Below are 25,035 nucleotides of genomic sequence, written 5' to 3' on the forward strand. Positions count from 1 at the left end.
CGACCCTAATACCTCGCTCTTACCTATTCAAACTCGCTTAACTGACCGAAGCCTTCTTGATCACCGCCTCAGCCACATTGGCCGGGGCCTCCTGGTACTTCTTGAATTCCATCGAGTAGGTGGCCCGCCCCTGGCTCTGGGAGCGAAGACTCGTCGAGTAACCGAACATTTCCGCCAGCGGAACCTCAGCCTTGAGAACCTTGACCCCGACATTGTCGTCCATGCCGAGAATCACGCCGCGCCGACGATTGAGATCGCCCACCACATCACCCATGTAATCCTCCGGCGTCTCAACCTCGACACCCATGATGGGCTCCAACAGAACAGGACTGGCTTTCCTGCACCCTTCCTTGAAGCACATGGAGCCGGCGATCTTGAACGCCATCTCGCTGGAGTCGACATCGTGGTAGGAGCCGTCGAACAGGGTTACCTTGACATCAACTACCGGGTAGCCGGCAAGTATACCATTCTGTAGCTGCTCTTGAACACCCTTATCGACCGCCGGGATATATTCTTTTGGCACCACGCCGCCGACAACGGCGTTTTCGAACGCGTACCCCCCACCTTCAGGGAGAGGCTCGACACGAAGCCATACATGGCCGTACTGACCTCGACCGCCCGTCTGGCGGACATACTTGCCTTCCTGCTCGACCGATCTGCGGATGGTTTCACGATAGGCCACCTGGGGCGCGCCGACGTTGGCCTCCACCTTGAACTCCCGCTTCATCCGGTCGACGATGATCTCGAGGTGCAGTTCGCCCATCCCCGAAATGATCGTCTGGCCGGACTCTTCATCCGTATGAACACGGAAGGAAGGATCCTCCTGAGCCAGGCGCTGCAGCGCCAACCCCATCTTTTCCTGGTCGCTCTTGGTCCGGGGCTCGACCGCCACCGAAATGACCGGCTCCGGAAACTCCATGCGTTCGAGTACCACCGGTTTGCCAACCGCTGACAAGGTTGTGCCGGTTACGATGTCCCGCAATCCGACGCAGGCAGCAATATCGCCCGCCCGAATCTCCTTGACTTCCTCCCGGGAGTTGGCATGCATCCGCAGCAGCCGCCCGATGCGTTCCTTGTTGCCACTGGCAGAGTTGATTACGCTGTCGCCGGAACTCAGGACCCCCGAGTATACGCGCACGAAGGTCAGCGTTCCGACAAATGGATCAGTCATGATCTTGAATGCCAGCGCGGAGAATGGCTCGTCGTCACTCGAGCGGCGCTCGACAGACTCATGGGTCTCGGCATCGGAACCCTTGATTGGCGGCACATCCATCGGGGATGGCAGGTAGTCGATCACGGCATCCAGCATGGCTTGGACACCCTTGTTCTTGAAGGCCGAACCGCAAAGCATGGGCACAATCTCAAGCCCTATGGTCCGCTTGCGCAGGCCTGACTTGATATCTTCCTCGCCGAGGTCACCCTCCTCGAGGTATTTGTTCATCAGTTCTTCACTGGATTCGGCGGCCGCCTCCACCATCTTTTCCCGCCACTCCAGAGCCAGCTCGCAAAGCGACTCGGGAATGTCCTCGTACACGAAGGTGGCACCATTGTCAGCCTCGCTCCAGACGATGGATTTCATCTTGACGAGATCGACCACCCCCTTGAAGCTCTCTTCCGCCCCAATCGGCACCTGAACCGGGACCGGGCAGGCATGCAGACGCTGGCGCATCTGGCCGTAGACCTTGAAGAAATCGGCACCCGAGCGATCCATCTTGTTGACGAAGGCGATGCGCGGGACACCATATTTGGTGGCCTGACGCCAGACGGTCTCGGATTGCGGCTGGACACCACCAACCGCGCAATAGAGCATGCAGGCACCATCGAGTACCCGCATGGAACGTTCGACCTCGATCGTGAAGTCGACGTGCCCCGGCGTATCGATGATGTTGATGCGATGCTCGGGATAGTTCATCGCCATGCCACGCCAGTAGGTCGTGGTAGCGGCGGAAGTGATGGTTATCCCGCGCTCCTGCTCCTGCTCCATCCAGTCCATCGTCGCGGCACCATCATGGACCTCGCCGATCTTGTGATTGATGCCGGTGTAGTACAGGACGCGCTCGGTCGTCGTCGTCTTCCCCGCATCGATGTGCGCGGAAATGCCGATATTCCGGTAGCGCTCAATAGGGGTCGTGCGAGCCACGCTGGTACCTGGTCGGTCCTGGAGCGGAATTCTGCTGAAGCTGGATTACCAGCGGTAATGCGAGAAGGCCTTGTTGGCCTCCGCCATGCGGTGGGTATCCTCACGCTTCTTCACGGCCGAACCGCGATTTTCATGAGCGTCATAGAGCTCGCCCGCCAGGCGGGCCACCATGCCCTTTTCGCTACGCTTGCGAGCCGCGTCGATCAGCCAGCGCATGGCCAGAGCCACCCGGCGGTTAGGCCGAACCTCAACCGGAACCTGATAGGTCGCACCACCAACGCGGCGGGACTTGACCTCCACGAACGGCTGGACATTCTCGAGAGCCTTGGTCAGAACCTCGATAGAGTCGACGCCCCCTCCCACCTTGACCTGAATCTGATCCAGGGCCCCATAAACCACGCGCTCGGCCACCGACTTCTTGCCGCTCAGCATCAGCATGTTGACGAATCGCGCCAAGGTTTCACTGCCAAAACGCGGATCGGGCACCAGTTCTCTTTTCTGGGAAACTCTTCTTCTAGACATGACTTAAATCCGAACCTCAATTAACCTTTCGGACGCTTGGCGCCGTACTTCGAACGACCCTGGCGACGCTTGGCGACGCCGGCCGTATCGAGACTGCCGCGCACGACGTGGTAACGAACACCCGGCAAGTCCTTGACGCGGCCGCCACGAATAAGCACGACCGAGTGCTCCTGCAGGTTGTGCCCCTCGCCGCCGATGTAGCTGCTCACCTCGGCACCGTTCGTCAGCCTGACACGAGCAACCTTACGCAGCGCCGAGTTCGGCTTCTTCGGGGTCGTCGTATAGACGCGGGTGCAAACACCGCGACGCTGCGGACAACTCTCCAGCGCCGGGACGTTACTCTTATCCTTCTTGCGTACTCGCGGTTTCCGCACCAACTGATTGATTGTGGTCATTACCAAACTCCAAAAGCGTTATTGCTCGGCCGTGCTTCTGTAGCGGCCACCAAATCACGGAGGGCGCACAGGGAGGGGGCAGAGCACCCCACAGTAAAGCCGTCCAATTTACGGAATACAGCAAGCACTGTCAACCACAAAAGCAGCCGACGGCGCAACGCGCACAAAATAAAAAGCCCGCGGATGCGCGGGCTTTGCTTCACTCGAATGTGGCTCCCCCGGACGGGCTCGAACCGCCGACCCAGTGATTAACAGTCACTTGCTCTACCGACTGAGCTACAGGGGAAAATCCTGTCATCACTCCGGCGGAATGATGCCGGAAGATGGCGCGCCCGGAGAGATTCGAACTCCCGACCACCTAGTTCGTAGCCAGGTACTCTATCCAACTGAGCTACGGGCGCATAGAAGAGCTGTGAATTATGCTCATCAGAGGAGTGCATGTCAAGCATTCTGCACCAACTTTTCCGCATGGCCGGCAGCCAAGTGACAATCGGGTGATAATCCAATGGCGAGATCGCGTGATTCAAAGCCAGCCATTCCCCTATGACGTCCTCTCCTGCCCCGCAACTCATCGAGCACGATGACGCACTAAACCAGCTCGTCGAGAGGCTTGGGCCGCTCCCAGCCTTTGCCCTGGATACCGAGTTCGTACGCGAGCGCACCTACTATCCTGCCTTCTGTTTGCTGCAGATTGCGACGGATGATCTGGTTGCGTGTGTGGACCCGCTCCGGCTTCGCTCGCTGGAGCCGCTGCGCGCGCTGCTCATGGATCCCCGCATCGTCAAGGTCGTGCATTCGGGACGCCAGGACATGGAGGTACTGCTCCGGTACTTCGGGCAACTGCCCAGAAACCTCTGCGACACCCAGATGGCCGCCGGACTTGCAGGTCATGCCGAGCAGTGCGGCTATGCCAGTCTGGTCGAGCGCCTGTTTGGCCATCGGCTCCCCAAGACCCATACCCGCACCGACTGGTCGCGCCGCCCCCTGAGCCCCGAGCAGATCCAGTATGCCGGCGAGGATGTCGCCTACCTGCTGCCCGCCTATCGCAGGCTGGAAACCGAGCTCAGCGAGCAGGGCCGGTGGGACTGGGTACGACAGGATTCCGAAGCCCTGCTGGACCCCGGGCTTTACGACATGTCCCCCGAGCTTGCCTGGAAACGCGTCGCCAGCGCCCAGCCACTGACAGGTGCGGCACTGGTCAGGTTCAAGGCCTTGGCAACCTGGCGCGAGCGGTCGGCCCAGCGTCTCGACATCCCGCGCAACTGGATCCTCCGCGACGAGACCCTCCATGAACTCACCCTGTCCCGCCAAGGCAAGGATGCCGAGCTGCCCCGTGCCCGCGGCATCGGCAACGCTGCTCAGCAGCAGCTGCTGAAGGAGTTACGCGTGGTACTGGCCGACCATCCATGCCCGCCACTGGAAGTGCCGCTGTCGAACTGGCCCCGTCCGGACCCCGCACAGAAGGCATTGATGGCGAAAATGACCGGCGAGGTACGCCGCATCGCGGAACAGCTCGGCATCGCCCCCGCCTTGCTGGCATCCCGGCGCGACCTTGAGCAGCTGCTCGAGAATCCGGCATCCTCGCGCCTGCTCAAGGGGTGGCGACACGAGATCGTTGGCCTTCCCCTGCGGCGAATCGTCGGCAATACCGCTACGGAAACCGGTCATGGATAGGTCGCAGCAGCCGACGCTTATCCAGGCTCTGCTCAACCCCGTGCTTTATCCCGGACAGAACGGCGGCGACCGGCCTGTCGAACTGATTGAAACCCATATCTCCTGGGTCATCCTGGCCGGACGCCATGCCTACAAGATCAAGAAGCCGGTGAGCTTCGGCTTCCTGGACTTCTCGACACTGGAACGGCGCCAATGGGCCTGCGAACAGGAAATCGAGATCAACCAACGCTATGCCCCGGATCTTTACCTGCGCACGGTGGCCATCACCGGAACCGAGCGGAGTCCTGTCATCGGCGGCCAAGGTCCCGCTCTCGATTACGCGGTGGTAATGCGCCGCTTCGAGCCGGCACAGACGTTCGACCACCTTGCGCAAAACGGCCAGTTACAGGTCGGTCAGGTAGCCGAACTGGCCGAAGAGATTGCCCGCCTGCATCTGCGGCTCCCGCCACTCCCGGAAGCTGTCGCCAAGTATGCACGGGACAGGTCGGATCACTTTGTGGCCGCCAATTTTTCGGTGCTGACGCACTTCGTGCGCGGCTCCCGGGAAGAGTCCCTGCTGGCGCAGCTACAGGATTGGTCGCGCACGGCCCGCGAACGCCTGGGCTGCCAGCTTGAACAACGGATTGAGGGTGGCCACTTCAAGGAGTGCCATGGGGACCTGCATCTCGGCAACGTGGTACTCCTGGATGGTAGGCCGCGACTGTTCGACGGCATCGAATTCAATGCCGATCTGCGCCAGATCGATACCCTCAACGAAGCCGCATTCACGATGATGGACCTCGAGATGCAGGCCGACCCGCATCTCGCCTGTGGCTTTCTCGACCGCTACCTGTCGATAAGCGGGGATCATGCCGGGATCGCCCTTCTGGATTACTATCGACTGTACCGAGCGATGGTGCGCGCCAAAGTCGCCGCGTTGCGATGCGCTCAGGTCGAGTCCACCGGAGAAAAGCAGCGGCAACGGGAAGCCGTCAGCCGCCACATCGATTATGGCCATTGGCTGATAAAGCCCCGCCCAAAGCGACTAATCATCCTGCACGGACTATCCGGGAGCGGAAAATCGCATCTGGCCAGAGCCCTGACCTGGACCCTGCCGGCGCTCTGCGTACGCTCCGACAACGAACGCAAGCGACCGACCGCCGCACCACCACGGTACAGCGAGGCGGCCAGGGACAACGTGTATCGACACATCCTGGCGTTGGCGGAATTGCTGCTCGGCAGCGGGCAATCGGTGATCGTCGACGCCACCTTTCTCAAGCACGCCCACCGCGAACAGGCGCGGGCTCTCGCCCACCGGGCCGGGGCAATCTTCACGCTGCTCGACTGCCGGGCATCCGAAGCCATCCTGCAGGACCGCATCCGGCAGCGGATGCAACAGGGCGGCGATCCCTCCGATGCCACGCTGGACGTGCTTGAACGGCAACGCCATCAGCAGGAGCCGCTGCAAATCGACGAACAGACGACCGCCATCGGCCTTGACATGGAAACGGTGGATGCCGACCAGCTGGCCGAACGACTGCGCCTGCCTGGCCTGGCGCAGCCCCGGCACCAGACGTTCAGGGCGAAGTCGCTGCCGGAGGGCTGGCCGGGATGAATTCGCCGAAGGCCCGGCTGCCGTTGCCTGTGGCAATGGTCTTGACGATACGCAGGGCATCGGCATCCACCACGGAAACGCTGTTGTCGAACCAGTTGGCCACATAAAGATGCCGATCGTCGGGATGCCGGGCGATTCCCTCCGGATACTCGCCGACAGGGAGGGTTTTCACCACCTCCAGCCGTTCGGCATCGATCACAGAAATCGTGCTGTCGTACTGGTTGGTGACGAATATCCGCCGGCCGCCAAGAGCGCTGGCCAAGGCATAGGGGCGCTCGCCCACCCGCACCGATCCCACCACCCTCAGGCTGCGCAGATCCAGCACGGTGACATCGTTGCTCTCAACATTGGCGGTATACAAACGCTGGCGGTGCTCGTCCAGCAACAAACCGAAAGGATGCCGACCCACACCGATCGACCTGTCCACCGACAGGGTAAGAGCATTGACCACCGACACGGTGTTGTCTTCCCGGTCTGCCACATAAACCCTGGCGCCGTCGCCGCTGACGACGATCCCAGCCGGATAATGGCCAACCGGCACCCGCTTCAGGATAGTGTGGTCGCCGAGATCCAGCACCGAAACGAAGTGCCCGTAGAAATCCGCAACGTAGACACGCGAGCCGGCGGGATCCAGGGCGATCCCCAGCGGGCCGTCACCGACAGGCCAGCGCTCCTTCAGCGTCAGGTGCTGCCCGTCGATCAGCGCAACATCCCGACTCCCGGGATTAGTCACCCAGACCTGGGCACCATCCCGGCTGACAGCCACGCCTGCCGGGTCCTTGCCGACCGCAATGGTGCGCACCACCTGACCGGTGGCGGTGTCGATGACGGAGACGTTATCAGCCTTCTGATTGGTAATGAAGGCATAGGGCTCGGCTGCCAGCCCGCCCATCCATGAAAAGAGGGCGGCGGCCTGCGCCAACGCCCTCTTTTCCAAAGCGAAACCGAGAACCGGCCGCATGGAGTTCAGTGTTTCTCGGCAACCGCCTTGAGGTTGGCCAGCGACTCCTTGACGACCTTTTCGATGGCAGCCTTGGCCGCCGCCTCGTTCTGGCCTTCCGGCGGATTGTTGTTCAGGAACCAGCGGTAGAAGGCGGCATCCCATTCCACCTTGGTGCCTGACCCGCTGGCCTCAACCGAAATCTTGGCCGAGTAATTGTTCACGGGCAGCACGGCCGGGTCGGTGGGATCGATGATCTTGTACTGGACCACCTTCTTATCGGCATCGTAATTCTTCAACTCCTCCTTGATCACGCCACCGCTCGGCTTGAGCTTCAGCTCGCGGGTCGCTCCCTTCTCGTTACCGCCCTGAGCCGTGGTGCTCTCGACGGCCGGCATCCATTTTTCGGGGTGCGCGAAGTCTCCCACCAGCGCCCAGACGACATCGGGTGATGCGGCAACCTCGACCGCCTCGCTGAGCTTCTCGCGCGTGGGGCCATGCGCATCAGCCAGACCGACCCAGAACAAGGAGGATGCCGCGAACAGGGGCAGGAATTTCTTCATGGAGTTCTCCCAGATACAAGGTAAAAAACGGCCCGAAGTATACGGCAAAACAGCCACCGGGGTTACAGGGGAAGGGTTTGGCGATATGTCTCCAGTTCCTGGACCACCCGACGCTGCGAATCGGAGAGAGGCGTCTGCTCCAGTTCGCGCAGCCGCCGGTCGAACTGCTCCAGCGTCAGGCTGTTGCCGGGAATCTCGCCCGTGAGTCGGGCCCGGCAGAAATCCGCCCATATCCGTTGCTCGGCGGAATCCAGGCTTTCGGGAAAGTTTCGGCCGCGGTAGCGAAACAGAAGCTCCGGCAGGCGGGGATCCTGGAACGATGTCGCTTCGCGGGCCAGCCGCTCGCCAGACAGCTGGGTCAATCGCTCCAGTTCGCGCCGATCCGAATCGGGGATGAAGCCCCGGTAAAGCATCAGATCGGGATCGTCATCCTGTGGCGGCCTGGCATCGCCCGCGACGATCGCCTGGATCTTGGGAGCCAGACCCGGGGCGCCCCGCAACTTTGCCAGATGTCGCCAGCAGGTATCCAGATCGAGGCCCAGGCGCTCCGCATCTTCCGGCCGGACAACCTGCAGGGGCGCTAACGCCGGGGATTTGTTGAGATGCACGGTCTTCAGGGGCAGCCGTTCCACCCCCTCCGGAAGCAACGCCCGCGGCGTGAAGAGACGCTGGCGCAGAATCTCGGGCTCGAGCGTCAACAGGGGCTCGGGATCGACCGTGAGGTCGTAGCAGACGATGCCGTTGCTGTTTGCCGGATCACGGGCCAGAGCCACGACTATGGCGCAACAGCCACGCTCGACCGGAAAACGGGAGGAAACGTGAACCAGCGGTCGCTGCTCGCCCAACGCCAGCAGCCTGGCCGCCTGGGCCTTGGCGCGATGCTTCAGCAGAAAGTCGAACAGCCGGGGTTGCCGATCGCGCAGCAGCCGAGCCAGCGCGATGGTCGCCTGTACGTCGCTGAGTGCGTCATGGGCGGCATCATGGGCAAGACCGTTCGCTTCCGTCAGCCGTTCCAGCTTGAAACTGACCCGGCCCTCCTCGTCCCTGGGCCAGACCATGCCCTCCGGCCTGAGCGCATAAGCCATGCGCACCACATCGATCAGATCCCAGCGCGAGTTGCCATTGCGCCATTCCCTGGCATAGGGATCCATCAGACTGCGGTACAACGCGTACCGGGTGACTTCGTCGTCGAAGCGGATGTTGTTGTAACCGACCACGCAGGTCCCGGGAACGGAGAACGCCGCGTTGATCGCGCGCATGAAATCCGCCTCGCACAGGCCGCGCTCGCGAACCTGCAACGGCGTGATGCCGGTGATCAGGCAGGCATCGGGCTGGGGAAGGCTATCGGGACTTAGCCGGCAGTACAGAACGGTTGGCTCGGCGATCGAATCGAGCCGGCTGTCCGTGCGCAGCCCGGCAAACTGGACCGCCCTGTCGCGGGCGGGATCGGCGCCGAAGGTCTCGTAGTCGTACCAATAAAAGGTTTCGCCCTGACTGCTGTCCATTGCCTTCGGACGCGATCACCAACAGCGCGGCAACCGGATCACCAGTTGGTGACCAGCGCTCTCAGAATATCGACCCGGCTGATCACACCGACCAGCTTGCCATCTTCCATGACCGGCAACTGGCGCAAGTTCGAGTTGGCGAACACCTCGGCCAGCTCGACGATACTGGTGTTGGCGTCCACGCTGCGGACATCGGTGGTCATCATGTCGCCGACCTTGCCCGGTAGCTCCTCGAAATAGGAAGCGTTGGCAACGGCCTTCATGCAATCCAGTTCCGAGAACAGTCCCAGCAGCCTGCCGCCACCACCCACCACCGGGGCCCCGGTAATCTTGTGTGCGATCAGTTCCTTGATGGCGCCGAAGACATCCGTATCCGACTGGAAAACCAGCGGGTTACGGGTCATGTATTCGCGCACGGTCAATTTTGCCAGCATGGTTGAACCCCCTTGTTCATGGATCCAGCGGACGGACAGGCCGCCCTTGTTATCGACTTATTGGTTCTGCGCCATCGCCTCGAGCTTGCGGCGTTTCTCGCACTTCTGGGTACAGATGCACTCGCCGCCATTGTTGACGCCGCCACAGCTGCCCTTGATGGCCCCGCGCCCGAACATCACGCCGACGGACATCAGCGCGATGACGACACCGATGATGAGAAATGTGGTCAGAAATAAGGTCATGGTTGCCTCCTGTTCTTCTGCGGTCGACGACCGATTCCAGGCACGGATGGTCCGTGCGACTTTACTCTTTTCTCGCGAAAAAAAAAGCGGAGACCGGTGTCTCCGCTTGATTCTCGATAGTCCCGCCTGTCAGCCGCCGAAATCGTCGAGCATGATGTTCTCGCGCTCGACACCGATGTCCAGCAGCATTTTGATGACGGCCGCATTCATCATGGGCGGTCCGCACATGTAGTACTCGCAATCCTCGGGGGCGGGGTGGTTCTTCAGATAGTTCTCGTAGAGAACGTTGTGTATGAACCCGGTGTAGCCCGTCCAGTTGTCCTCGGGTTTCGGCTCGGACAAGGCGATATGCCACTCGAAGTTAGGATTCTCCCGCTGCAGCATGTTGAAGTCGTCCACATAGAACATTTCCCGGAGACTTCTTGCCCCATACCAGAAGGTCATCTTCCGCTTGGTCTTGATGCGACGCAGCTGGTCGAAGATATGCGAGCGCATCGGCGCCATGCCCGCGCCACCGCCGATGAAGACCATCTCGTTATTGGTCTCGCGGGCGAAGAACTCGCCGAAGGGACCTGAGATGACCACCTTGTCGCCCGGCTTCAGATTGAAGATGTAGGACGACATCACGCCCGGCGATATGCCCTTGGCCCCGGGAGGCGGTGTGGCGATACGCACGTTGAGCATGATGATGTCGCTCTCCTCCGGGTAGTTGGCCATGGAGTAGGCGCGGATGGCCGGTTCCTTGACCACGGACTCGTACTGCCAGATGTTGTACTTGTCCCAATCGTCACGGAATTTTTCCTCGATGTCGAAATCCGTGAACCTGGCCTGGTAAGGCGGACATTCGATCTGGATGTAGCCCCCGGCGCGGAAATCGACCTTCTCGCCCTTGGGCAGTTCCAGCACCAGCTCCTTGATGAAGGTTGCGACGTTATGGTTGGAGCGTACCGTGGTCACCCATTTCTTGACGCCAAAGACCTCGTCATGGACATGGATCTTCATGTCCTGCTTGACGGTGACCTGACAGGCCAGACGATCGCCCGCCGCCGCCTCGCGCTTGGTGATGTGGGAAAGTTCGGTCGGCAGGATATCGCCACCGCCCTCGTGTACCTTTACCCGGCACTGGGCACAGGTTCCGCCACCGCCACAGGCCGAGGAAACGAACAGGTTGTTGTCAGCCAGTGCGGTCAGGAGCTTGGAGCCTATCGGCACATGGATGGTCTTTTCGTCGTTGATCAGGATGTCGACATTGCCTTCGGCGACCAGCTTGGACTTGGCGCCCAGGATGACGAACACCAGCGCAACAACGATGAAGGTGAAGAACAGTACACCCAGGATGATTTCCAACATGGTTTCTTACCCTGCTCCTTAGAGTTGTATGCCGGAGAACGCCATGAAACCCAGCGCCATCAGCCCGGCCGTGATGAAGGTGATGCCGAGACCACGAAGACCCGGGGGCACATCGCTGTACTTCAGCTTTTCACGCACACCGGCCATGGCAGTGATGGCCAGCGCCCAGCCGAAGCCACTGCCGACGCCGTAGACCACGCTTTCCTTGAAGTTGTAGTCGCGCTCGATCATGAACAGCGAACCGGCGAGAATGGCGCAGTTCACCGTGATCAGCGGCAGGAAGATGCCGAGGGCGTTGTAGAGCGCCGGGAAGAACCGGTCCAGCACCATTTCCAGGATCTGCACGATGGCGGCGATCACGCCGATACAGGCCATCAGCGCAATGAAGCTGAGATCCACACCCTGGATGCCGGCCCAGCTGAGGGCATTCTCCTTCAGCAGGTACGAGTAGATCAGGTTGTTCGCGGGTACGGTCAAGGTCTGCACGATGACCACGGCAATACCGAGGCCCACGGCGGTTTCGATCTTCTTGGAAACGGCGATGAAGGTGCACATCCCCAGGAAGAAGGACAGCGCCATGTTCTCGATGAAAACCGACTTGATGAACAGATTGATATAGGCTTCCATCTCAGTGAGCCTCCCCGTGTGCGATGCCATGTGCCGGCTGGATGGCGAAATCGGCCTTTTCGACCTGCTTGGGCTTCCAGGTTCTCACCGCCCAGATGATCAGGCCGATGAGGAAGAAGGCGCTGGGCGGCAGCAACAAGAGACCGTTCGGCACGTACCAGCCGCCATCCTTGACCAGCGGGAGCACATCGATGCCGAGCAGCTTGCCGGAACCGAACAGCTCGCGAATGGTGGCGACGGTGATCAGGATCAGGCTGTAACCCAGACCATTGCCGATGCCATCGAGGAAGCTTTCCCACGGCGGATTTTTCATCGCGTAGGCTTCGGCGCGCCCCATCACGATGCAGTTGGTAATGATCAGCCCGACGAACACCGACAGCTGCTTGCTGATTTCATAGGCGAATGCCTTCAGCAGCTGGTCGACCACGATCACCAGCGAGGCGATGATCACCATCTGCGCGATGATGCGGATGCTGCTGGGGACATGATTACGAATGAAGGCGATGCCCGCACTGGAGCAGGCCGTCACCGAGGTCAGCGCCAGGCTCATGATCAGCGCCGTGGACAGCTGGGACGTTACCGCCAGAGCCGAACAGATACCCAGCACCTGCAGCGTGATGGGATTGTTGTCGACCAGCGGCTCGACGAGAACCTTCTTGTTTTCTTCGGTGAGTTCCATAGTTTCAACCTCTTGCGGATCTAAGCTTGGCCAGATACAGGCCGTAACCGTCCTTGCCCATCCAGTACTGGACCAGATTGCTGACACCGCGACTGGTGAGCGTGGCTCCGGCCAGTGCATCCACCTGGTATTCCGAACCCGGCTTGGCAGAATCGACCGAGCCCTTGACCAGACCCAGGGCCACTTCGCCGATCTCGATGGTTTGCCCCTTCTCGCTCAGGTTGCTCTCGTGAACCTCCTTGCCCGAAAAGTTGTAAACCTTCTTGCCTTTCCAGAGAGCCTTCCATTTCGGGTTGACGACCTCGCCGCCAAGACCGGGGGTTTCCGCCTGATCGTAGAGGTTCATCCCGACCACGGTCTGGCCATCGGCCTCGAGCGCCATGAAACCGTACATGGTCGACCACAAGCCGTAGCCGTTGACCGGCAGGATGACCGACTTGAGCTTGTTGTCCTCCTTGACCAGGTAGACCTTGGCATATTTCGGCTTGCGCTTGATGCTGGCGATATCCTTGTCCGCAGGAATGGCCTCGCTACTGGCGGGTTCCTTGGCCGCCTTCCATTGGTCATAGGTGCTCGCGTCAATGTTGTCGACGTACTCACCGGTCGCCAGATCGACGATGCGGGTCTCGATGTTCTTGAACGCCGCGTCGACATCCATGCCCTTCTGGTACAGCTCGGCGACTTCGAGGATGTTGACTTTTTCGTCCTTGGACTTGTTCCACTCCTGCAGGGGCCGCAGGATCACGGCCGAACCCGATACCACCACGGCACCGACCAGGCAAAGGGCCAGGGCCACCGCCACGGTTTTCTTGAAACTGTCGTTCGGCAGTTCCAGATAGGGCTGGGCGTAGACCTGGACGGTCTCGACATAACCGGTGAGTTTCTGCTTGAAGCCCACGGCTTCGGGAGTGCTATTCACGGTCTCAGGCATAGCGCTTTACCCTCCTGGCTATGTTGATCTTGATGACGGCATAATCGATCAGCGGCGCGAAGATGTTGGCGAACAGGATCGCCAGCATGATGCCTTCGGGGAAAGCCGGGTTGACGACCCGGATCAGTACGGTCATGAAACCAATCAGCGCCCCGAATATCCAGCGACCGGTATTGGTATGGGCTGCGCTGACCGGATCGGTGGCCATGTACACGGTACCGAAAGCGAAACCGCCCAAGGTCAGGTGCCAGTACCACGGCATCGCGAACATCGCGTCGGACGAACTGCCGATGATATTGAACAGGGTCGAAGTGGCGATCATGCCGATCATCACGCCGGCCATGATGCGCCAGTTGGCAATGCGGGTATAGATGAGGAATGCGGCACCGATCAGGCAGGCCAGGGTGGAGGTCTCGCCCATCGAGCCCTGCTCGAAGCCCAGGAAGGTGGACCACCAGGAAATGCCCGCGTCACGGATGGCCTGAATGCCCCCCATGGCGGCGTGACCCAAGGCCGTGGCGCCGGTGAAACCGTCGACCGCCGTCCATACCGCATCACCAGACATCGAGGCGGGATATGCGAAATACAGGAACGCGCGGCCGGTCAGGGCCGGGTTGAGGAAATTCTTGCCGGTTCCGCCGAACACCTCCTTGCCGATCACCACGCCAAAGGAAATACCCAGCGCCACCTGCCACAGGGGAGTGCTCGGGGGCAAGGTCAGCGCGTAGAGTATCGAGGACACGAAGAAGCCCTCGTTGACATCGTGCTTGCGCACGACGGCAAACAGCACCTCCCAGATACCGCCCGCCACCAGCGTCACGATGTAGACCGGCAGGAAGTACATGGCCCCGTGGACCAGATCGGACAGGGGGTTGTAGGGATTGTGACCGAACAGATTGACGACCGCGCCGCGCCAGCCGGGCACTTCGCCAAGCCCCAGCGCCTGCATGGCGGCATTGGCCTGATAACCGGTATTGAACAGCGCCATCAGCATGCATGGCAGGGCGGCGATCCAGACATAGGTCATGACCCGCTTGAGGTCGATGGCGTCGCGGACATGAGTGGCGCCGGCCGTCACATCGGGTGGACTGTACAGGAACGTGTCCACCATCTCGTAGACGGGATAAAGCTTTTCGAAGCGTCCACCCTTCACGAAGTGAGGATGGAGCTTATCCAGGAATTCGCGGGTACTGGCCATTAGCCCTCCTTCTCAATTTGGGTCAGGTTCTTGCGCAGGACCGGTCCAAAGTCATGCTTGCCGGGATCCACGAACGTACACAGGGACAGATCCTCCTCGTCCAGTTCCAGCGCGCCCAGTGCCTGCGCCATGTCGGTGTCGCCAACGATGAGGTAGCGCAGCAGCTGGGTCGGCAGGATATCCAGCGGCACGACGTCCTCGAACACACCCACCGGCACGATGGCACGGGGACTACCGTACTTGTTCGTATTGAAGCTGAACTTGCGGCCGCGCATTTTTGGCAGACTGGTCAGCAGCACATTCAGGAACGAGTACTTGTTGCCGGTCGGCGCCACCCAGCCCATGAACTCGCGATCATGATTCTCGGCAATCACCGAGACCTGATTGTGGAAGCGCCCCAGGTAATCGGACCAGCCTTCCGCCTGGCGGCCATGCAGCACGGAACCGGAAATGACGCGCGGCGTGTCCCCGTCCTTGAGCTGCCCGCGGACCAGATCGGACAGGCAGGCGCCAGCCCGGGTCTTGAGCAGCCGCGGGTGGCTGACCATGGAGCCTGCCAGGGAAACGACACGCTCGACGTTCAGCCTGCCCGTCGTGAACAGGCTGCCGATCGCCATCACGGACTGATAATCCAGATGCCAGACGGTCTTGTTCGGCCCCACCGGATCCAGGTAGTGGATATGCGTACCGACCAGACCGGCGGGATGCGGACCCTCGAACTCGACGACCTGCAACGACGCCAGTTCCGGCACCGCGATGTCCGCGCCCGGAGACTTGCACAGAAAAACGCGCCCCTCGGTCAGCTTGGCGATGACCATCAGGCCATTCTGGAAGTCGGCGGAGCGCTCGGCGATGACGACTTCCGGCCTGGCCGCGAGCGGGTTGGTGTCGATGGCCGTCACAAACAGAGAATGCGGCATCGAGGCGGGATTCGGCACCCGGCTGTAGGGACGGGTACGCAGCGTGGTCCACAAGCCCGATGCCAGAAGGTTCTCGCGGACCTGCTCACCGGTCAGGGTCGCCAGCTTGGCGGCGGCATAGGCCTTGAACTTCACGGCGTCGTTGCCGCTCAGCTCGATGACGACCGAATTGAGCGCCCGCCGCTCGCCGCGGTTGATGGCCTTGACCACGCCGGCACCCGGGGCGGTATAGACAACCTCCGGGTACTGCTTGTCCGCGAACAGCACATCACCCAACTTTACCTTGTCGCCCTCGGCCACTTTCATGGACGGTTTCAGCCCGACGTAGTCAGGCCCAAGCAGGGCAACCGACCTGACGGCACCGCCGTTGCCGTAGATGACCTGTTCCGGCTCGCCCGCAATGGGCAAGTCCAGACCTTTTTTCGTGTTGATTTGCATAGGCAAGCCCAATAGAACGCAAAAACTATAGGCACAACAATCGCCGCCAGGAATGAGGAAAGGCCGCGACTGAAACGTTGAATTTCTTGAAGTTTGGCTCCATTGCCTGGCCAGGCGGCACCCGTGCTGACGGCACAAATGCCCCACCGGAACCCGCCCACGCATCGACTGGCGCAAGAACCCGCGAACAACGGCTAAAACGCCGAAATTAAATCACAAACACCCGGCAAGCTCAATGAAACGCAAGCCGCCCCACGACACCCGACAGACCCCGGCGATGGCATCGCCCTGACGCGAGCATCAACCGGGCACTGCCGCCATTGCCAGCAGATGGATTCGCCGCGAAACCAATCATACACAGCAGGCACGATCCCGTCTCTACGCGGCAAGCCAGCCGCGCCCGGGCTGGCCAAACGCCGGCAAGTTCCCTAGACTGCGGCCCGGAGTCGGCCAGGCAGCCACTCTCCCGGCGCATGCGCCGGGGGGGAGGAAAGTCCGGGCTTCGGAGGACAGGACGCCAGGTAACGCCTGGGGGGCGCGAGCCCACGGAAAGTGCCACAGAAAAGATACCGCCCGTCTGGCAACCGCCAGTGGGGTAAGGGTGAAATGGTGCGGTAAGAGCGCACCGCGCTTCCGGCAACGGAAGTGGCAGGGTAAACCCCGTCCGAAGCAAGACCAAATAGGGGGGCATCGGGGCTCGACCCCGGACGTGTGGTCCGCACGGCTCCCGGGTAGGTCGCTAGAGGCGCCGCGCGAGCGGCGTCCCAGATGAATGGCTGCCCACGACAGAACCCGGCTTATCGGCTGACTCCACCCCTCCCGTCACAGCACCCGCAACGCCACGCTCCCGGGCCGGCAGCACGCCGCATGGTGGTTCTTTTGCCCCCTTGCCGGATCGCATCGACACCATACGACTCCGGCGTCGCCCGAGCCATGTCAAGGACTTGACCGCACACCGGAGGATGGCACGCAAATCGCATGGAGCTCGGCATTACCGGCTCCGAGAACATCCTCACCATGACCCGCCATGCACTCGCGACCAGTCGACCCGCCAACCGGAACCCGGCCGGCGCGCCTGGAGTCCCCCCCGCCAGCGTCGCTGACAACGGACCGGCGACTGGTATCCGCTTCCGGCTGGATGACGCCATCGACGGCATCGCCCGCTGGCTGCCCACCCAGAGCCCGCTGAAGGACTTCATTCATCACAATCCCCTGCATGTGCTGCAGAACCGTCCATTCCACGAGGCCGTCGCACTGGCAGCGCAGGTTTACGGGGCGCGCAGCTACCTGCCCCTGAGCGACTACCAGGCCCGTCATCGGCGTGGGCGCATCCATGAGTTCGCCATCGATTGGGCGGTCGCGCGGAACGAACCCGACCCCGACCGGCGCATGGCACTGCGGGCATCGCTGTTCGCCGCCGATCCGGAAGCCCACTATCCGCCGCCCTCGCTGGCGCTGCATGGCATGCGCAAAACCTGGCTGAGCCGCCTCGAAGTCAACCTCGATGCCCAGGTGCACCCCCTGCTGTTCCGGTTGACGGCCAATTTCCTCGACCAGGGCGTCAGCCGCTGGACCGTGGCCCGCCCGGGCGAATCGCTGTGGCCTTGCGTCTGGCGCCTGGTCGAGGACAGCTTCATTCCGCTGTATCCGTTCGCCGAGCCGGAAGCGCGGTCGGTGATCCGCCTGCCGGTCGACGAGGCACTGCTGCATTGCCTGGAACGCATCGTCGGCGACGAAAGCCTCTACGGCGGCTACCTTCTCGAGATGGCACTGGCCCATCCCGGCTGGTCGGGCATGGTGCGCGTCATCGAGCGGTACCCGGACAGCCTGCTGTCACGCCGCGCCATCAGTCTCAAGGAATACCTGGCGGTCGAACTGGCGATGGAACTGGCGATCCTGAATCTCAGGCGCGGCCGCCAGTTCCGCTCCGTTTCGGCAACGCCCGGCATCGAGCAGTCGGATTCCTTCGCGACGGTGCTGAGCGAGGCAAAGGTTCCCCGCACGCTGCGGGTCTGGCACGAGGCGATGGAATTTTCGCTGCATGCCGAGCTGCTCCAGGCCCTGGGCCAAACGCCCGCCGACCAGGACCGGCAGCGGCATCCACAGGCCCAGGCGCTGTTCTGCCTCGACGACCGGGAATGCTCGCTGCGGCGCCACCTGGAGGAAATCGACCCGGACATCGAGACGTTCGGTGTTGCCGGCTATTTCGGCATCGATTTCTTCTACAAGGGTAGCGACGACATCTACCCGGCCTCGCAATGTCCCGCATCTGTCAAGCCCGGCCATCTGGTGGTCGAGTCCGGCACTGGCGCGGTGCCGGCAAGGTCCCGCCCCCGCCTGCAACCCCTGCGGCGGCAGTCCTGGCTGCGCGGCTGGCTGCTGACCCAGACAGGAGGTCTCGGCTACGCGGCCAAGATGGCCTGGGACGTGTTCCGCCCGGGCGCCGAACTGCTCCGTCTGGGAAAGCTCGGCACGGTGGAATCCCACAGTCGCCTGCATCTCGTCCGCGAGACCGACCAACCGTCGGCGGACGGTCGCCTGCTGGGGTTCTCGCATGCGGAAATGGCCGATCGGCTCGAAAGCCTGCTGCGCAGCATCGGCCTGATAAAGGCATTCGCGCCGCTGGTGGTCGTGGTCGCGCACGGTTCCAGCAGCACCAACAACCCGCACTTCGCCGCCTACGATTGCGGCGCCTGCGCGGGCAAGCCCGGCGCACCCAATGCGCGCGCCTTCGCCGGCATGGCCAACGATGCAAAGGTGCGCAGCCTGCTGCGCGCCCGCGGCATCGACATCCCGCCCGCCACCCTGTTCGTGGCAGCCCTGCACGACACCAGCCGCGACCGGATCAGCTACCTCGACACCCAGAGCTGGCCCGATCCCGCCCCGGAATCCCTGTCGCGCTTCCGGACCACCATGGCGCTGGCGCTGCGGCGCAACGCGCACGAACGCTGCCGCTGGTTCGAGCTCGCCCCGAGCGCCCTCGGCAAGGCCGCGGCCATCGCCCATGTCAGGGCGCGCGCCGGCTCCATCTTCGAGCCGCGACCGGAGCTGAACCACTCGAACAACCTGTACTGCGTGGTCGGACGGCGCGCCCTGACGGCGGGACTGTTCCTGGACCGGCGCGCGTTCCTGCACTCCTACGACCCGTCGACGGATACCGACGGGTCCACACTCGCGCGCATCCTGGCAACCGTGATGCCGGTCTGCGGCGGCATCAACCTGGAATACCTGTTCTCGCGCATCGACAACGCCATGTACGGAGCCGGCAGCAAGCTGCCGCACAACGTCGTCGGGCTCCTGGGCGTCGCCAACGGCATGGAGGGCGACCTGCGAACCGGGCTGCCGGCACAGATGATCGAGGTGCACGAGCCCGCGCGCCTCCTGATCGTTGTCGAGCAGATGACCAGCCTGCTGGATGCCGCCATCGCCCGGCTCGGATCGATGCGCGACTGGCTGGACAATGAGTGGGTCCGGCTGGCAGCGATCGACCCCGACACCCGCGCGAGCCGCCTGTACCGGTCCGGTGACTGGGAAGCGGTCCGGCTGCCCGAGGACTTCAGGACGCCCACGGCCCGCCACTCGCACGACATCTATGCGGGACACACCGAGACCATACCGGTCCACCGGCTGACCGGGAGACGCGCATGAATCCGCTGATCCTGGCCTGCCAGCTGCTGCCCCTGGCCGGCATTCTGCTCATGCTGGTCGCGGGCCAGCGCGAAAGCCGCATCGCCCGGATCAGCCGCTGGACCACGCGCCTGCTGGGGCTGGCCGTCCTCGGGCTGCTGGCGACATGGGCACGGCTCGGCTTTCCCCGTCACGAATATCCCTGGCTGACACTGTTCCGCCAAGGCGACTATCAGCTGACGATCCTGTTCTATTTCGACCACATCGGCGCCGTCTACCTGCTCTGCACTTGGCTGGTGTTCTCGGTCATCGTCCGCTATTGCCGCCATTACCTGCACCGGGAGCCGGGCTACCGTCGCTTCTTCGTCACCATCTTCGGCTTCATCTTCGGCGTCCAGCTGGTGATCTTTTCCGGCATGCTCGACCTGCTGTTCGCCGGCTGGGAAATTGTCGGCATCTCCTCGTTCCTGCTGATCGCCTTCTACCGTCACCGCTATCAGCCCATCCGCAACGCCCTGCGCGCCTACAGCATCTACCGGCTGTGCGATTTCGGGCTGCTGCTGGCGGCCCTGCTGATCGACCTGCTTCTCAAGGGCCACAACCATTTCAGCGAGCTGGCGGCGGCCATGGGCGACGGCTCGCCGCCGGCCGGCCAGCTGGCGCTGCTGGGTCTTTCCCTGCTGCTGATCCTGGCGGCAGCAGGCAAGTCGGCGCAGTTTCCCTTCTGCTTCTGGATTCCCCGCGCCATGGAAGGTCCGACCCCGTCCAGCGCCATGTTCTACGGCGCGCTGTCCATCCATCTCGGGGTGTTCCTGCTGTTGCGGACCCAGCCGATCTGGGCGTCCTCCTGGGCCGCCCGCCTGCTGATCGTCGTCATCGGCGGGCTCACGGTGCTGGTGGCGGTGCTGTCGGAGCAGATGCAGGCCAACATCAAGGGCCAGATCGCCTACGCCTCGATCGCCCAGGTGGGACTCATGTTCATCGAGCTGGGTCTCGGCTTCGAGACCCTGGCGCTGACCCACTGCTTCGGCAATGCCTGCCTGCGCTGCTATCAGCTGCTGGTATCGCCCTCGGTGGTGACCTACCGGCTGCGGGAAGCCGGCGCCACCGACGTTGCCTTCGATCTGCGCACCAGCCCGATGGCGGCGTCGCTGCCACTGAGCCTGCGCGAAGCGCTGCCGGATGCGCTGCAGAACACGCTGCTGGTCGTCGCCCTGCAGGAGTTCAACCTTGAAATGCGGGTACGCGCCTTGCTGTGGGATTCCTTCCGCGCCCTGGGGCTGCGCCTGGGCCGGCTCGGCAGCCGGGTCCGCCATGGCGGGATCGTGGCCGCGGTGGCGCTGATCCTCACCCTCGCGGCACTGGACCTGTCCCCCCGCCCCTACCTGGGCCTGCTTGCCGCCCTCGCCATGTGCTGTCTGGCACTGCTGGCCTTCACCCGCAAACGGCAACCGCTGCGCACATGGACCCAGGCCGGACTCAGCAGCCTGCTGGCGCCGGTGGCGACCTGGCTGGCGGGCGGGGATGCCCGCGGGTACGTGGAAATCTTCCTCGGCGGCATCCTGGGCGCCTGGCTGCTCGGCCTGTGGGTCATCCGGCGCATGGAGCAGTGCCATCCCGCCGGCGACAATCCGTTCCAGTTCCGCGGCATGGACGAGTGGCGCCCCGGCCTGGCCTTGCTGCTCCTGCTGGCATTCCTCGGGCTGGTCGGTTTCCCGCTGACGCCGGCGTTTCTCGGCCAGGATCTGCTGCTGTACCACGTCAGCGGCGAGCACGCCTGGCTGGCCCCCTTGATCACGGTAGCGCTGGTGCTCAACGGCATCTCGCTCTCCGGCGTTTACATGCGGCTCTGCGCGGGACGCCCGACCGAGCTGCGCTCGGCGAGGCCAGCGTCATGACCCACAAAAGATTTCGGATCGATATAATCTGGCCAGCATCGCCTCACGGACACACCATCCCTCATGCCGACCAGACAGCCTCAACTCGCCCTGCGGATCACCCCGCTGCTCCTCGCCTGCCAGTCGCTGCCGGCTGCCGACACCCACGAAGGGACCGAACAGCTGTTCGGCACCTGGACCAACGTGATCGTCAACGGCCGGTTTGCCAAGGATTCGCCCTGGGTGTACTACGGCGACGTCTCCCTGCGAACGACCGAGACGGCGCGGCCGTTTCCACCCTCGGGACAGGAATATCAGGTCTCCAGCGTGATTACCCACGACGCCATCGGCTACCGCTTCGACGAGCATCACGCGCTGCATGTCGGCTACGCCTTCGCCTATGCCATACCGCCCCTGGCCCGCGAGCCCACCAATGAGAACCGGGCCTGGGAACAGTACACCTATGCCGCCACGACGCTGGCCGGCGCCTTCCAGTCCCGCTCCCGGCTCGAACAGCGCACCGTCAACGTCGGCTCCGGCACCGCCGTCCGCTTCCGGGAAATGTTGCGGTTATCCTATCCCCTGAACCCGTCCTGGTCCCTGGTGGGCTGGGACGAACTCTTCATCAACGCCAACACCGTGGACTGGGGACCGGTGGCCGGCTTCGACCAGAATCGCGTGTTCGTCGGCGTGGGCTACAAGTTCGATACCGCCTTCCGTACCGAGATCGGCTACATGAACCAGTACATCAACCGCGATCTGGTCTACGACCGCATCTTCAACGTGCTCTCGCTCAATCTGTACGTCGACGTACCGGACTGAGGGACAGCCGCCACCCCGACACCACCCAACCGCCTTCACTCCATGCCCAATACGCTACTCATCATCGAGGATGAACCCCTGCTCGGCAACGAGCTCAGCCGCCACTACAGCAAGGCCGGCTGGGAAGTCGAATGGGCCAACAACCTGGCCGAGGCGCGCCAGCTGCTGGAGGAACAGCATCTGGAACCCCTACTGGTGCTGTCCGACATGAACCTGCCGGACGGCAACGCCCTGGACCTGATGGAAACCTACAAGGGCCGGCTGCCGCACGGCGAGTGGCTGTTCCTGACCGGCTATGGCAGCGTGCCCGAGTCGGTCCGGGCGCTGCGCCTGGGCGCCTACGAATTCCTCGAAAAGCCCTGCGAAATGGACCGGCTGGATCTGGTCATGGCCAGCGCCGCGCGCAGCGCCCTGGCGCAACGGCGCTTGCTCGAACAGGCCGAGATCGGCCACCGCAAGTACTCGCCGGAAACCTTCGTCGGCAAGAGCGCCCGCGCCCAGGAGGTCCGGGACATGCTGGCGCGGCTGACGCATGTGCCCTTCAGCGCGATCATCATTGCCGGCGAGACCGGCACCGGCAAGGGACTGGTCGCGCGCATCCTCCACCATGGCGGCAAGCGCGGCACCCAGCCGCTGGTCGAACTCAACTGCGCCGCCCTGCCGCGGGAAATCCTGGAGTCCGAGCTGTTCGGTCACGAGGCCGGCGCCTTCACCGGCGCCACCGGCCGCCACCGGGGACTGATCGAGCAGGCTGACGGCGGCACCCTGTTCCTGGACGAGATCGGCGAGATGCCGCTCGACCTCCAGGCGAAACTGCTCAAGGCCATCGAGGACCGCAAGTTCCGCCGCCTGGGCTCGGAGCGGGAAATCAAGGTCGACGTGCAGGTGCTGGCCGCCAGCCACCGCAACCTGGAGGAAATGGTGCGCGAAGGCACCTTCCGCAGCGACCTGTTCCATCGGCTCAGCGTCTTCAGGCTCAACCTGCCGCCACTGCGCGAGGTCAAGGAGGACCTCGACGAGCTGGTGCCGCTGTTCGTCGCCGAGCTGAACGCCAAGGCCGGCAAGCAGGTGCGGGTCATCGCGGACAAGGTCTGGGCCGAGCTGCGCGCCCACGACTGGCCGGGCAACGTGCGCGAGCTGCGCAACGTGGTCGAGCGCTGCGTCCTGTTTGCCGATGGCCCCGTCTTTCCCGGCCAGTGGCTGCAACTGCCAAGCCGGCAGACGCCCTCGGGGCCCTTCATGCCGGGCGCGACGCCGGACGGGCTGTTCATACCGCTGGACGGCAGCATGGACCTCGACGACATGGACCGCTACATCATCGAGACCACGCTCAATCGCCATCACGGCAACGTCACCGGCGCCGCCCGCGCCCTGGGAACGACACGGGAAACGCTGCGCTACCGGGTGCGCAAGTACGGGCTGAAGGAGACTCCCTGAGGCCCGGCTTCCGGATGCGGGCTGCTGGTATAGTCTGAAGTCCCGGCGCAACCGCAAGGAGTCCTCACCATGTCCAAACGTCCTGCCGCCCTGCCGGCCATCCCGGCCGGCGTCGTCCTGGCACTGCTGCTCGGCCAACCGGCCGCACAGGCACAGAATTTCGCCCGTGGCCAGGAGCTCTACAACCACCACTGCCAGTCCTGCCACGAGGACCTGATGCACGCCCGCAACCGCAAGCTCAAGACCCTGGATGCCCTGCGTGGACGGATCCGGGACTGGGCCTCGCACACCGGCAACCCGTGGACCCGCGAGGAGATCGAGGACGTGCTGTACTACCTCAATAAGAGCTTCTATCACTTCGACCAGAAGCCGCTGTGAAGTCAAGCCCGAAAAGTCATCGCGTGGGATAGAATGCCGCCTTGCGGCGACCGGTCCCGTCCGGGGACACCCGGCCGCGACACCCTGGCAGCCACCCCGAGGCCATGCCGAGCAACCCACAAGAAGGACAACACATCATGAACAACCGCTCTGGAATCACTCGCCGCCTCCTGTCGGCATCCCTGCTGGCTTCCGTCATGCTGGCCGGCTGCAACATGACCCCCAAGCCGCTGACCCCCATTTCCGCCAACGATCCGGAAATGAAGGCGCTGGACGCCGACCGTGCCAAGTACCGCGAGAAGAAGGTGGCACTGATCGAGAAGGCCCTGAACCTGAGCTCGTCCGAGCATGACGGCTTCTGGCGCGAGTACTACGCCTACGAGGCCGAGCTCAAGAAAATCTACGACGAGCGCTACAGCATCATCCGCGACTACGCCGCCAATTACGACAACATGAACGACGACATCGCCGACAACCTGGCGCGCCGTTCACTCAAGATCCGCGACGACCGCAACGACCTGTTCCGCAAGTACTACGAGCGCATCAAGAAGGCCACCTCGGCCACCATCGCCGGCCAGTTCCTGCAGATCGAGAACGAACTCAACCTGCTGTCCGATCTCAAGATCAGTACCGAAACGCCAATCCTGCCGCGCGATGTCAATCCCGCAAGCGTCATGAAGAAGTGATGCCGGGCCGATCCGGCCAGCATGGGTAACGGCAGGCAAGGCGGCCTTCGAGGCC

General features: G+C 62.8%; 22 protein-coding genes, 2 tRNA genes and 1 other RNA gene. 9 read left to right on the forward strand and 16 right to left on the reverse strand.

The window, feature by feature from the left end:
- Positions 1 to 37: 37 nt before the first annotated feature.
- From fusA to ACYQ1H_RS11895, 5 genes are all read right to left on the reverse strand, one after another.
- A complete protein-coding gene (fusA, locus tag ACYQ1H_RS11875; RefSeq protein ID WP_460028255.1) occupies positions 38 to 2,140 on the reverse strand; it encodes an elongation factor G in 2,103 nt (700 codons plus the stop codon).
- Between the two features lie 45 nt (positions 2,141 to 2,185).
- Positions 2,186 to 2,662, reverse strand: coding sequence for a 30S ribosomal protein S7 (rpsG, locus tag ACYQ1H_RS11880; protein WP_460028256.1), 477 nt, complete (start codon positions 2,660 to 2,662; stop codon positions 2,186 to 2,188).
- Positions 2,663 to 2,682: 20 nt separating this feature from the next.
- Entirely contained in the window at positions 2,683 to 3,057 is a 375-nt protein-coding gene (gene rpsL, locus ACYQ1H_RS11885) for a 30S ribosomal protein S12 (RefSeq protein ID WP_460028257.1), read from the reverse strand.
- A gap of 210 nt (positions 3,058 to 3,267) precedes the next feature.
- Positions 3,268 to 3,343, reverse strand: a tRNA-Asn gene (locus ACYQ1H_RS11890).
- Positions 3,344 to 3,381: 38 nt separating this feature from the next.
- A tRNA-Arg gene (locus tag ACYQ1H_RS11895) sits at positions 3,382 to 3,458 on the reverse strand.
- A gap of 142 nt (positions 3,459 to 3,600) precedes the next feature.
- Between ACYQ1H_RS11895 and rnd the strand changes: the two genes are divergently transcribed.
- Entirely contained in the window at positions 3,601 to 4,731 is a 1,131-nt protein-coding gene (rnd, locus tag ACYQ1H_RS11900) for a ribonuclease D (RefSeq protein ID WP_460028258.1), read from the forward strand.
- Complete coding sequence (locus ACYQ1H_RS11905; protein WP_460028259.1) at positions 4,724 to 6,325, forward strand: bifunctional aminoglycoside phosphotransferase/ATP-binding protein; 1,602 nt, start codon at positions 4,724 to 4,726, stop codon at positions 6,323 to 6,325. The genes rnd and ACYQ1H_RS11905 overlap by 8 nt, the downstream gene beginning before the upstream one ends.
- On the opposite strand, the gene ACYQ1H_RS11910 is transcribed toward ACYQ1H_RS11905, so the two are convergent.
- The 11 genes from ACYQ1H_RS11910 to ACYQ1H_RS11960 form a co-directional block, all read right to left on the reverse strand.
- A complete protein-coding gene (locus ACYQ1H_RS11910; protein WP_460028260.1) occupies positions 6,288 to 7,247 on the reverse strand; it encodes a beta-propeller fold lactonase family protein in 960 nt (319 codons plus the stop codon). The genes ACYQ1H_RS11905 and ACYQ1H_RS11910 overlap by 38 nt on opposite strands.
- Positions 7,248 to 7,291: 44 nt before the next feature.
- The gene (locus tag ACYQ1H_RS11915) at positions 7,292 to 7,828 is read right to left on the reverse strand and encodes an SRPBCC family protein (RefSeq protein WP_460028261.1); all 537 of its coding nucleotides are present in this window, start codon (positions 7,826 to 7,828) and stop codon (positions 7,292 to 7,294) included.
- A gap of 62 nt (positions 7,829 to 7,890) precedes the next feature.
- Complete coding sequence (sbcB, locus tag ACYQ1H_RS11920) at positions 7,891 to 9,333, reverse strand: exodeoxyribonuclease I (protein ID WP_460028262.1); 1,443 nt, start codon at positions 9,331 to 9,333, stop codon at positions 7,891 to 7,893.
- A 38-nt stretch (positions 9,334 to 9,371) separates the two neighbouring features.
- Positions 9,372 to 9,767: a CBS domain-containing protein gene (locus ACYQ1H_RS11925; RefSeq protein WP_460028263.1), complete on the reverse strand. Its 396-nt coding sequence runs from the start codon at positions 9,765 to 9,767 to the stop codon at positions 9,372 to 9,374.
- 57 nt (positions 9,768 to 9,824) lie between these two features.
- Positions 9,825 to 10,010, reverse strand: a complete 186-nt coding sequence (gene nqrM, locus ACYQ1H_RS11930; protein WP_460028264.1) for a (Na+)-NQR maturation NqrM — start codon at positions 10,008 to 10,010, stop codon at positions 9,825 to 9,827.
- 129 nt (positions 10,011 to 10,139) lie between these two features.
- Entirely contained in the window at positions 10,140 to 11,360 is a 1,221-nt protein-coding gene (nqrF, locus tag ACYQ1H_RS11935; protein WP_460028265.1) for an NADH:ubiquinone reductase (Na(+)-transporting) subunit F, read from the reverse strand.
- Positions 11,361 to 11,378: 18 nt separating this feature from the next.
- Positions 11,379 to 11,987: an NADH:ubiquinone reductase (Na(+)-transporting) subunit E gene (nqrE, locus tag ACYQ1H_RS11940; RefSeq protein WP_460028266.1), complete on the reverse strand. Its 609-nt coding sequence runs from the start codon at positions 11,985 to 11,987 to the stop codon at positions 11,379 to 11,381.
- 1 nt (position 11,988) lies between these two features.
- Positions 11,989 to 12,666 (reverse strand): NADH:ubiquinone reductase (Na(+)-transporting) subunit D, encoded by a 678-nt coding sequence (locus tag ACYQ1H_RS11945; RefSeq protein ID WP_460028267.1) that lies wholly within the window; start codon positions 12,664 to 12,666, stop codon positions 11,989 to 11,991.
- 4 nt (positions 12,667 to 12,670) lie between these two features.
- Positions 12,671 to 13,585: a Na(+)-translocating NADH-quinone reductase subunit C gene (locus tag ACYQ1H_RS11950; protein ID WP_460028268.1), complete on the reverse strand. Its 915-nt coding sequence runs from the start codon at positions 13,583 to 13,585 to the stop codon at positions 12,671 to 12,673.
- A gap of 4 nt (positions 13,586 to 13,589) precedes the next feature.
- Positions 13,590 to 14,795 carry an NADH:ubiquinone reductase (Na(+)-transporting) subunit B gene (locus tag ACYQ1H_RS11955; RefSeq protein WP_460028269.1) on the reverse strand — a complete coding sequence of 402 codons (1,206 nt, stop codon included), beginning with the start codon at positions 14,793 to 14,795 and terminating at the stop codon, positions 13,590 to 13,592.
- Positions 14,795 to 16,153, reverse strand: coding sequence for a Na(+)-translocating NADH-quinone reductase subunit A (locus ACYQ1H_RS11960; RefSeq protein WP_460028270.1), 1,359 nt, complete (start codon positions 16,151 to 16,153; stop codon positions 14,795 to 14,797). Before ACYQ1H_RS11960 ends, ACYQ1H_RS11955 begins: the two co-directional genes overlap by 1 nt.
- Positions 16,154 to 16,595: 442 nt before the next feature.
- Here ACYQ1H_RS11960 and rnpB point away from each other — a divergent pair.
- The 7 genes from rnpB (at position 16,596) to ACYQ1H_RS11995 (ending at position 24,980) form a co-directional block, all read left to right on the forward strand.
- Positions 16,596 to 16,969: RNase P RNA component class A (gene rnpB, locus ACYQ1H_RS11965), an RNA gene on the forward strand.
- Positions 16,970 to 17,131: 162 nt separating this feature from the next.
- The gene (locus ACYQ1H_RS11970; protein ID WP_460028271.1) at positions 17,132 to 19,801 is read left to right on the forward strand and encodes a YbcC family protein; all 2,670 of its coding nucleotides are present in this window, start codon (positions 17,132 to 17,134) and stop codon (positions 19,799 to 19,801) included.
- On the forward strand, positions 19,798 to 21,678 hold the full coding sequence (locus tag ACYQ1H_RS11975; protein WP_460028272.1) for a proton-conducting transporter transmembrane domain-containing protein: 1,881 nt from the start codon (positions 19,798 to 19,800) through the stop codon (positions 21,676 to 21,678). Before ACYQ1H_RS11970 ends, ACYQ1H_RS11975 begins: the two co-directional genes overlap by 4 nt.
- Positions 21,679 to 21,741: 63 nt before the next feature.
- Complete coding sequence (locus ACYQ1H_RS11980) at positions 21,742 to 22,479, forward strand: DUF2490 domain-containing protein (RefSeq protein WP_460028273.1); 738 nt, start codon at positions 21,742 to 21,744, stop codon at positions 22,477 to 22,479.
- A 42-nt stretch (positions 22,480 to 22,521) separates the two neighbouring features.
- A complete protein-coding gene (locus tag ACYQ1H_RS11985; RefSeq protein WP_460028274.1) occupies positions 22,522 to 23,916 on the forward strand; it encodes a sigma-54-dependent transcriptional regulator in 1,395 nt (464 codons plus the stop codon).
- 69 nt (positions 23,917 to 23,985) lie between these two features.
- Positions 23,986 to 24,294 carry a c-type cytochrome gene (locus tag ACYQ1H_RS11990; RefSeq protein WP_460028275.1) on the forward strand — a complete coding sequence of 103 codons (309 nt, stop codon included), beginning with the start codon at positions 23,986 to 23,988 and terminating at the stop codon, positions 24,292 to 24,294.
- Positions 24,295 to 24,431: 137 nt separating this feature from the next.
- On the forward strand, positions 24,432 to 24,980 hold the full coding sequence (locus ACYQ1H_RS11995) for a hypothetical protein (RefSeq protein WP_460028276.1): 549 nt from the start codon (positions 24,432 to 24,434) through the stop codon (positions 24,978 to 24,980).
- Positions 24,981 to 25,035: the final 55 nt, after the last annotated feature.

It is taken from the genome of Methyloparacoccus murrellii (genome assembly GCF_054657115.1).

Excerpts from the sequence above, each read along its gene's own strand:
- rpsG (WP_460028256.1), bottom strand. The coding sequence starts at position 2,662 with ATGTCTAGAAGAAGAGTTTCCCAGAAAAGAGAACTGGTGCCCGATCCG.
- rpsL (WP_460028257.1), bottom strand. The coding sequence starts at position 3,057 with ATGACCACAATCAATCAGTTGGTGCGGAAACCGCGAGTACGCAAGAAG.
- rnd (WP_460028258.1), top strand. The coding sequence starts at position 3,601 with ATGACGTCCTCTCCTGCCCCGCAACTCATCGAGCACGATGACGCACTA.
- ACYQ1H_RS11905 (WP_460028259.1), top strand. The coding sequence starts at position 4,724 with ATGGATAGGTCGCAGCAGCCGACGCTTATCCAGGCTCTGCTCAACCCC.
- ACYQ1H_RS11915 (WP_460028261.1), bottom strand. The coding sequence starts at position 7,828 with ATGAAGAAATTCCTGCCCCTGTTCGCGGCATCCTCCTTGTTCTGGGTC.
- sbcB (WP_460028262.1), bottom strand. The coding sequence starts at position 9,333 with ATGGACAGCAGTCAGGGCGAAACCTTTTATTGGTACGACTACGAGACC.
- ACYQ1H_RS11925 (WP_460028263.1), bottom strand. The coding sequence starts at position 9,767 with ATGCTGGCAAAATTGACCGTGCGCGAATACATGACCCGTAACCCGCTG.
- nqrM (WP_460028264.1), bottom strand. The coding sequence starts at position 10,010 with ATGACCTTATTTCTGACCACATTTCTCATCATCGGTGTCGTCATCGCG.
- nqrF (WP_460028265.1), bottom strand. The coding sequence starts at position 11,360 with ATGTTGGAAATCATCCTGGGTGTACTGTTCTTCACCTTCATCGTTGTT.
- nqrE (WP_460028266.1), bottom strand. The coding sequence starts at position 11,987 with ATGGAAGCCTATATCAATCTGTTCATCAAGTCGGTTTTCATCGAGAAC.
- ACYQ1H_RS11945 (WP_460028267.1), bottom strand. The coding sequence starts at position 12,666 with ATGGAACTCACCGAAGAAAACAAGAAGGTTCTCGTCGAGCCGCTGGTC.
- ACYQ1H_RS11955 (WP_460028269.1), bottom strand. The coding sequence starts at position 14,795 with ATGGCCAGTACCCGCGAATTCCTGGATAAGCTCCATCCTCACTTCGTG.
- ACYQ1H_RS11960 (WP_460028270.1), bottom strand. The coding sequence starts at position 16,153 with ATGCAAATCAACACGAAAAAAGGTCTGGACTTGCCCATTGCGGGCGAG.
- ACYQ1H_RS11970 (WP_460028271.1), top strand. The coding sequence starts at position 17,132 with ATGGAGCTCGGCATTACCGGCTCCGAGAACATCCTCACCATGACCCGC.
- ACYQ1H_RS11975 (WP_460028272.1), top strand. The coding sequence starts at position 19,798 with ATGAATCCGCTGATCCTGGCCTGCCAGCTGCTGCCCCTGGCCGGCATT.
- ACYQ1H_RS11980 (WP_460028273.1), top strand. The coding sequence starts at position 21,742 with ATGCCGACCAGACAGCCTCAACTCGCCCTGCGGATCACCCCGCTGCTC.
- ACYQ1H_RS11985 (WP_460028274.1), top strand. The coding sequence starts at position 22,522 with ATGCCCAATACGCTACTCATCATCGAGGATGAACCCCTGCTCGGCAAC.
- ACYQ1H_RS11990 (WP_460028275.1), top strand. The coding sequence starts at position 23,986 with ATGTCCAAACGTCCTGCCGCCCTGCCGGCCATCCCGGCCGGCGTCGTC.
- ACYQ1H_RS11995 (WP_460028276.1), top strand. The coding sequence starts at position 24,432 with ATGAACAACCGCTCTGGAATCACTCGCCGCCTCCTGTCGGCATCCCTG.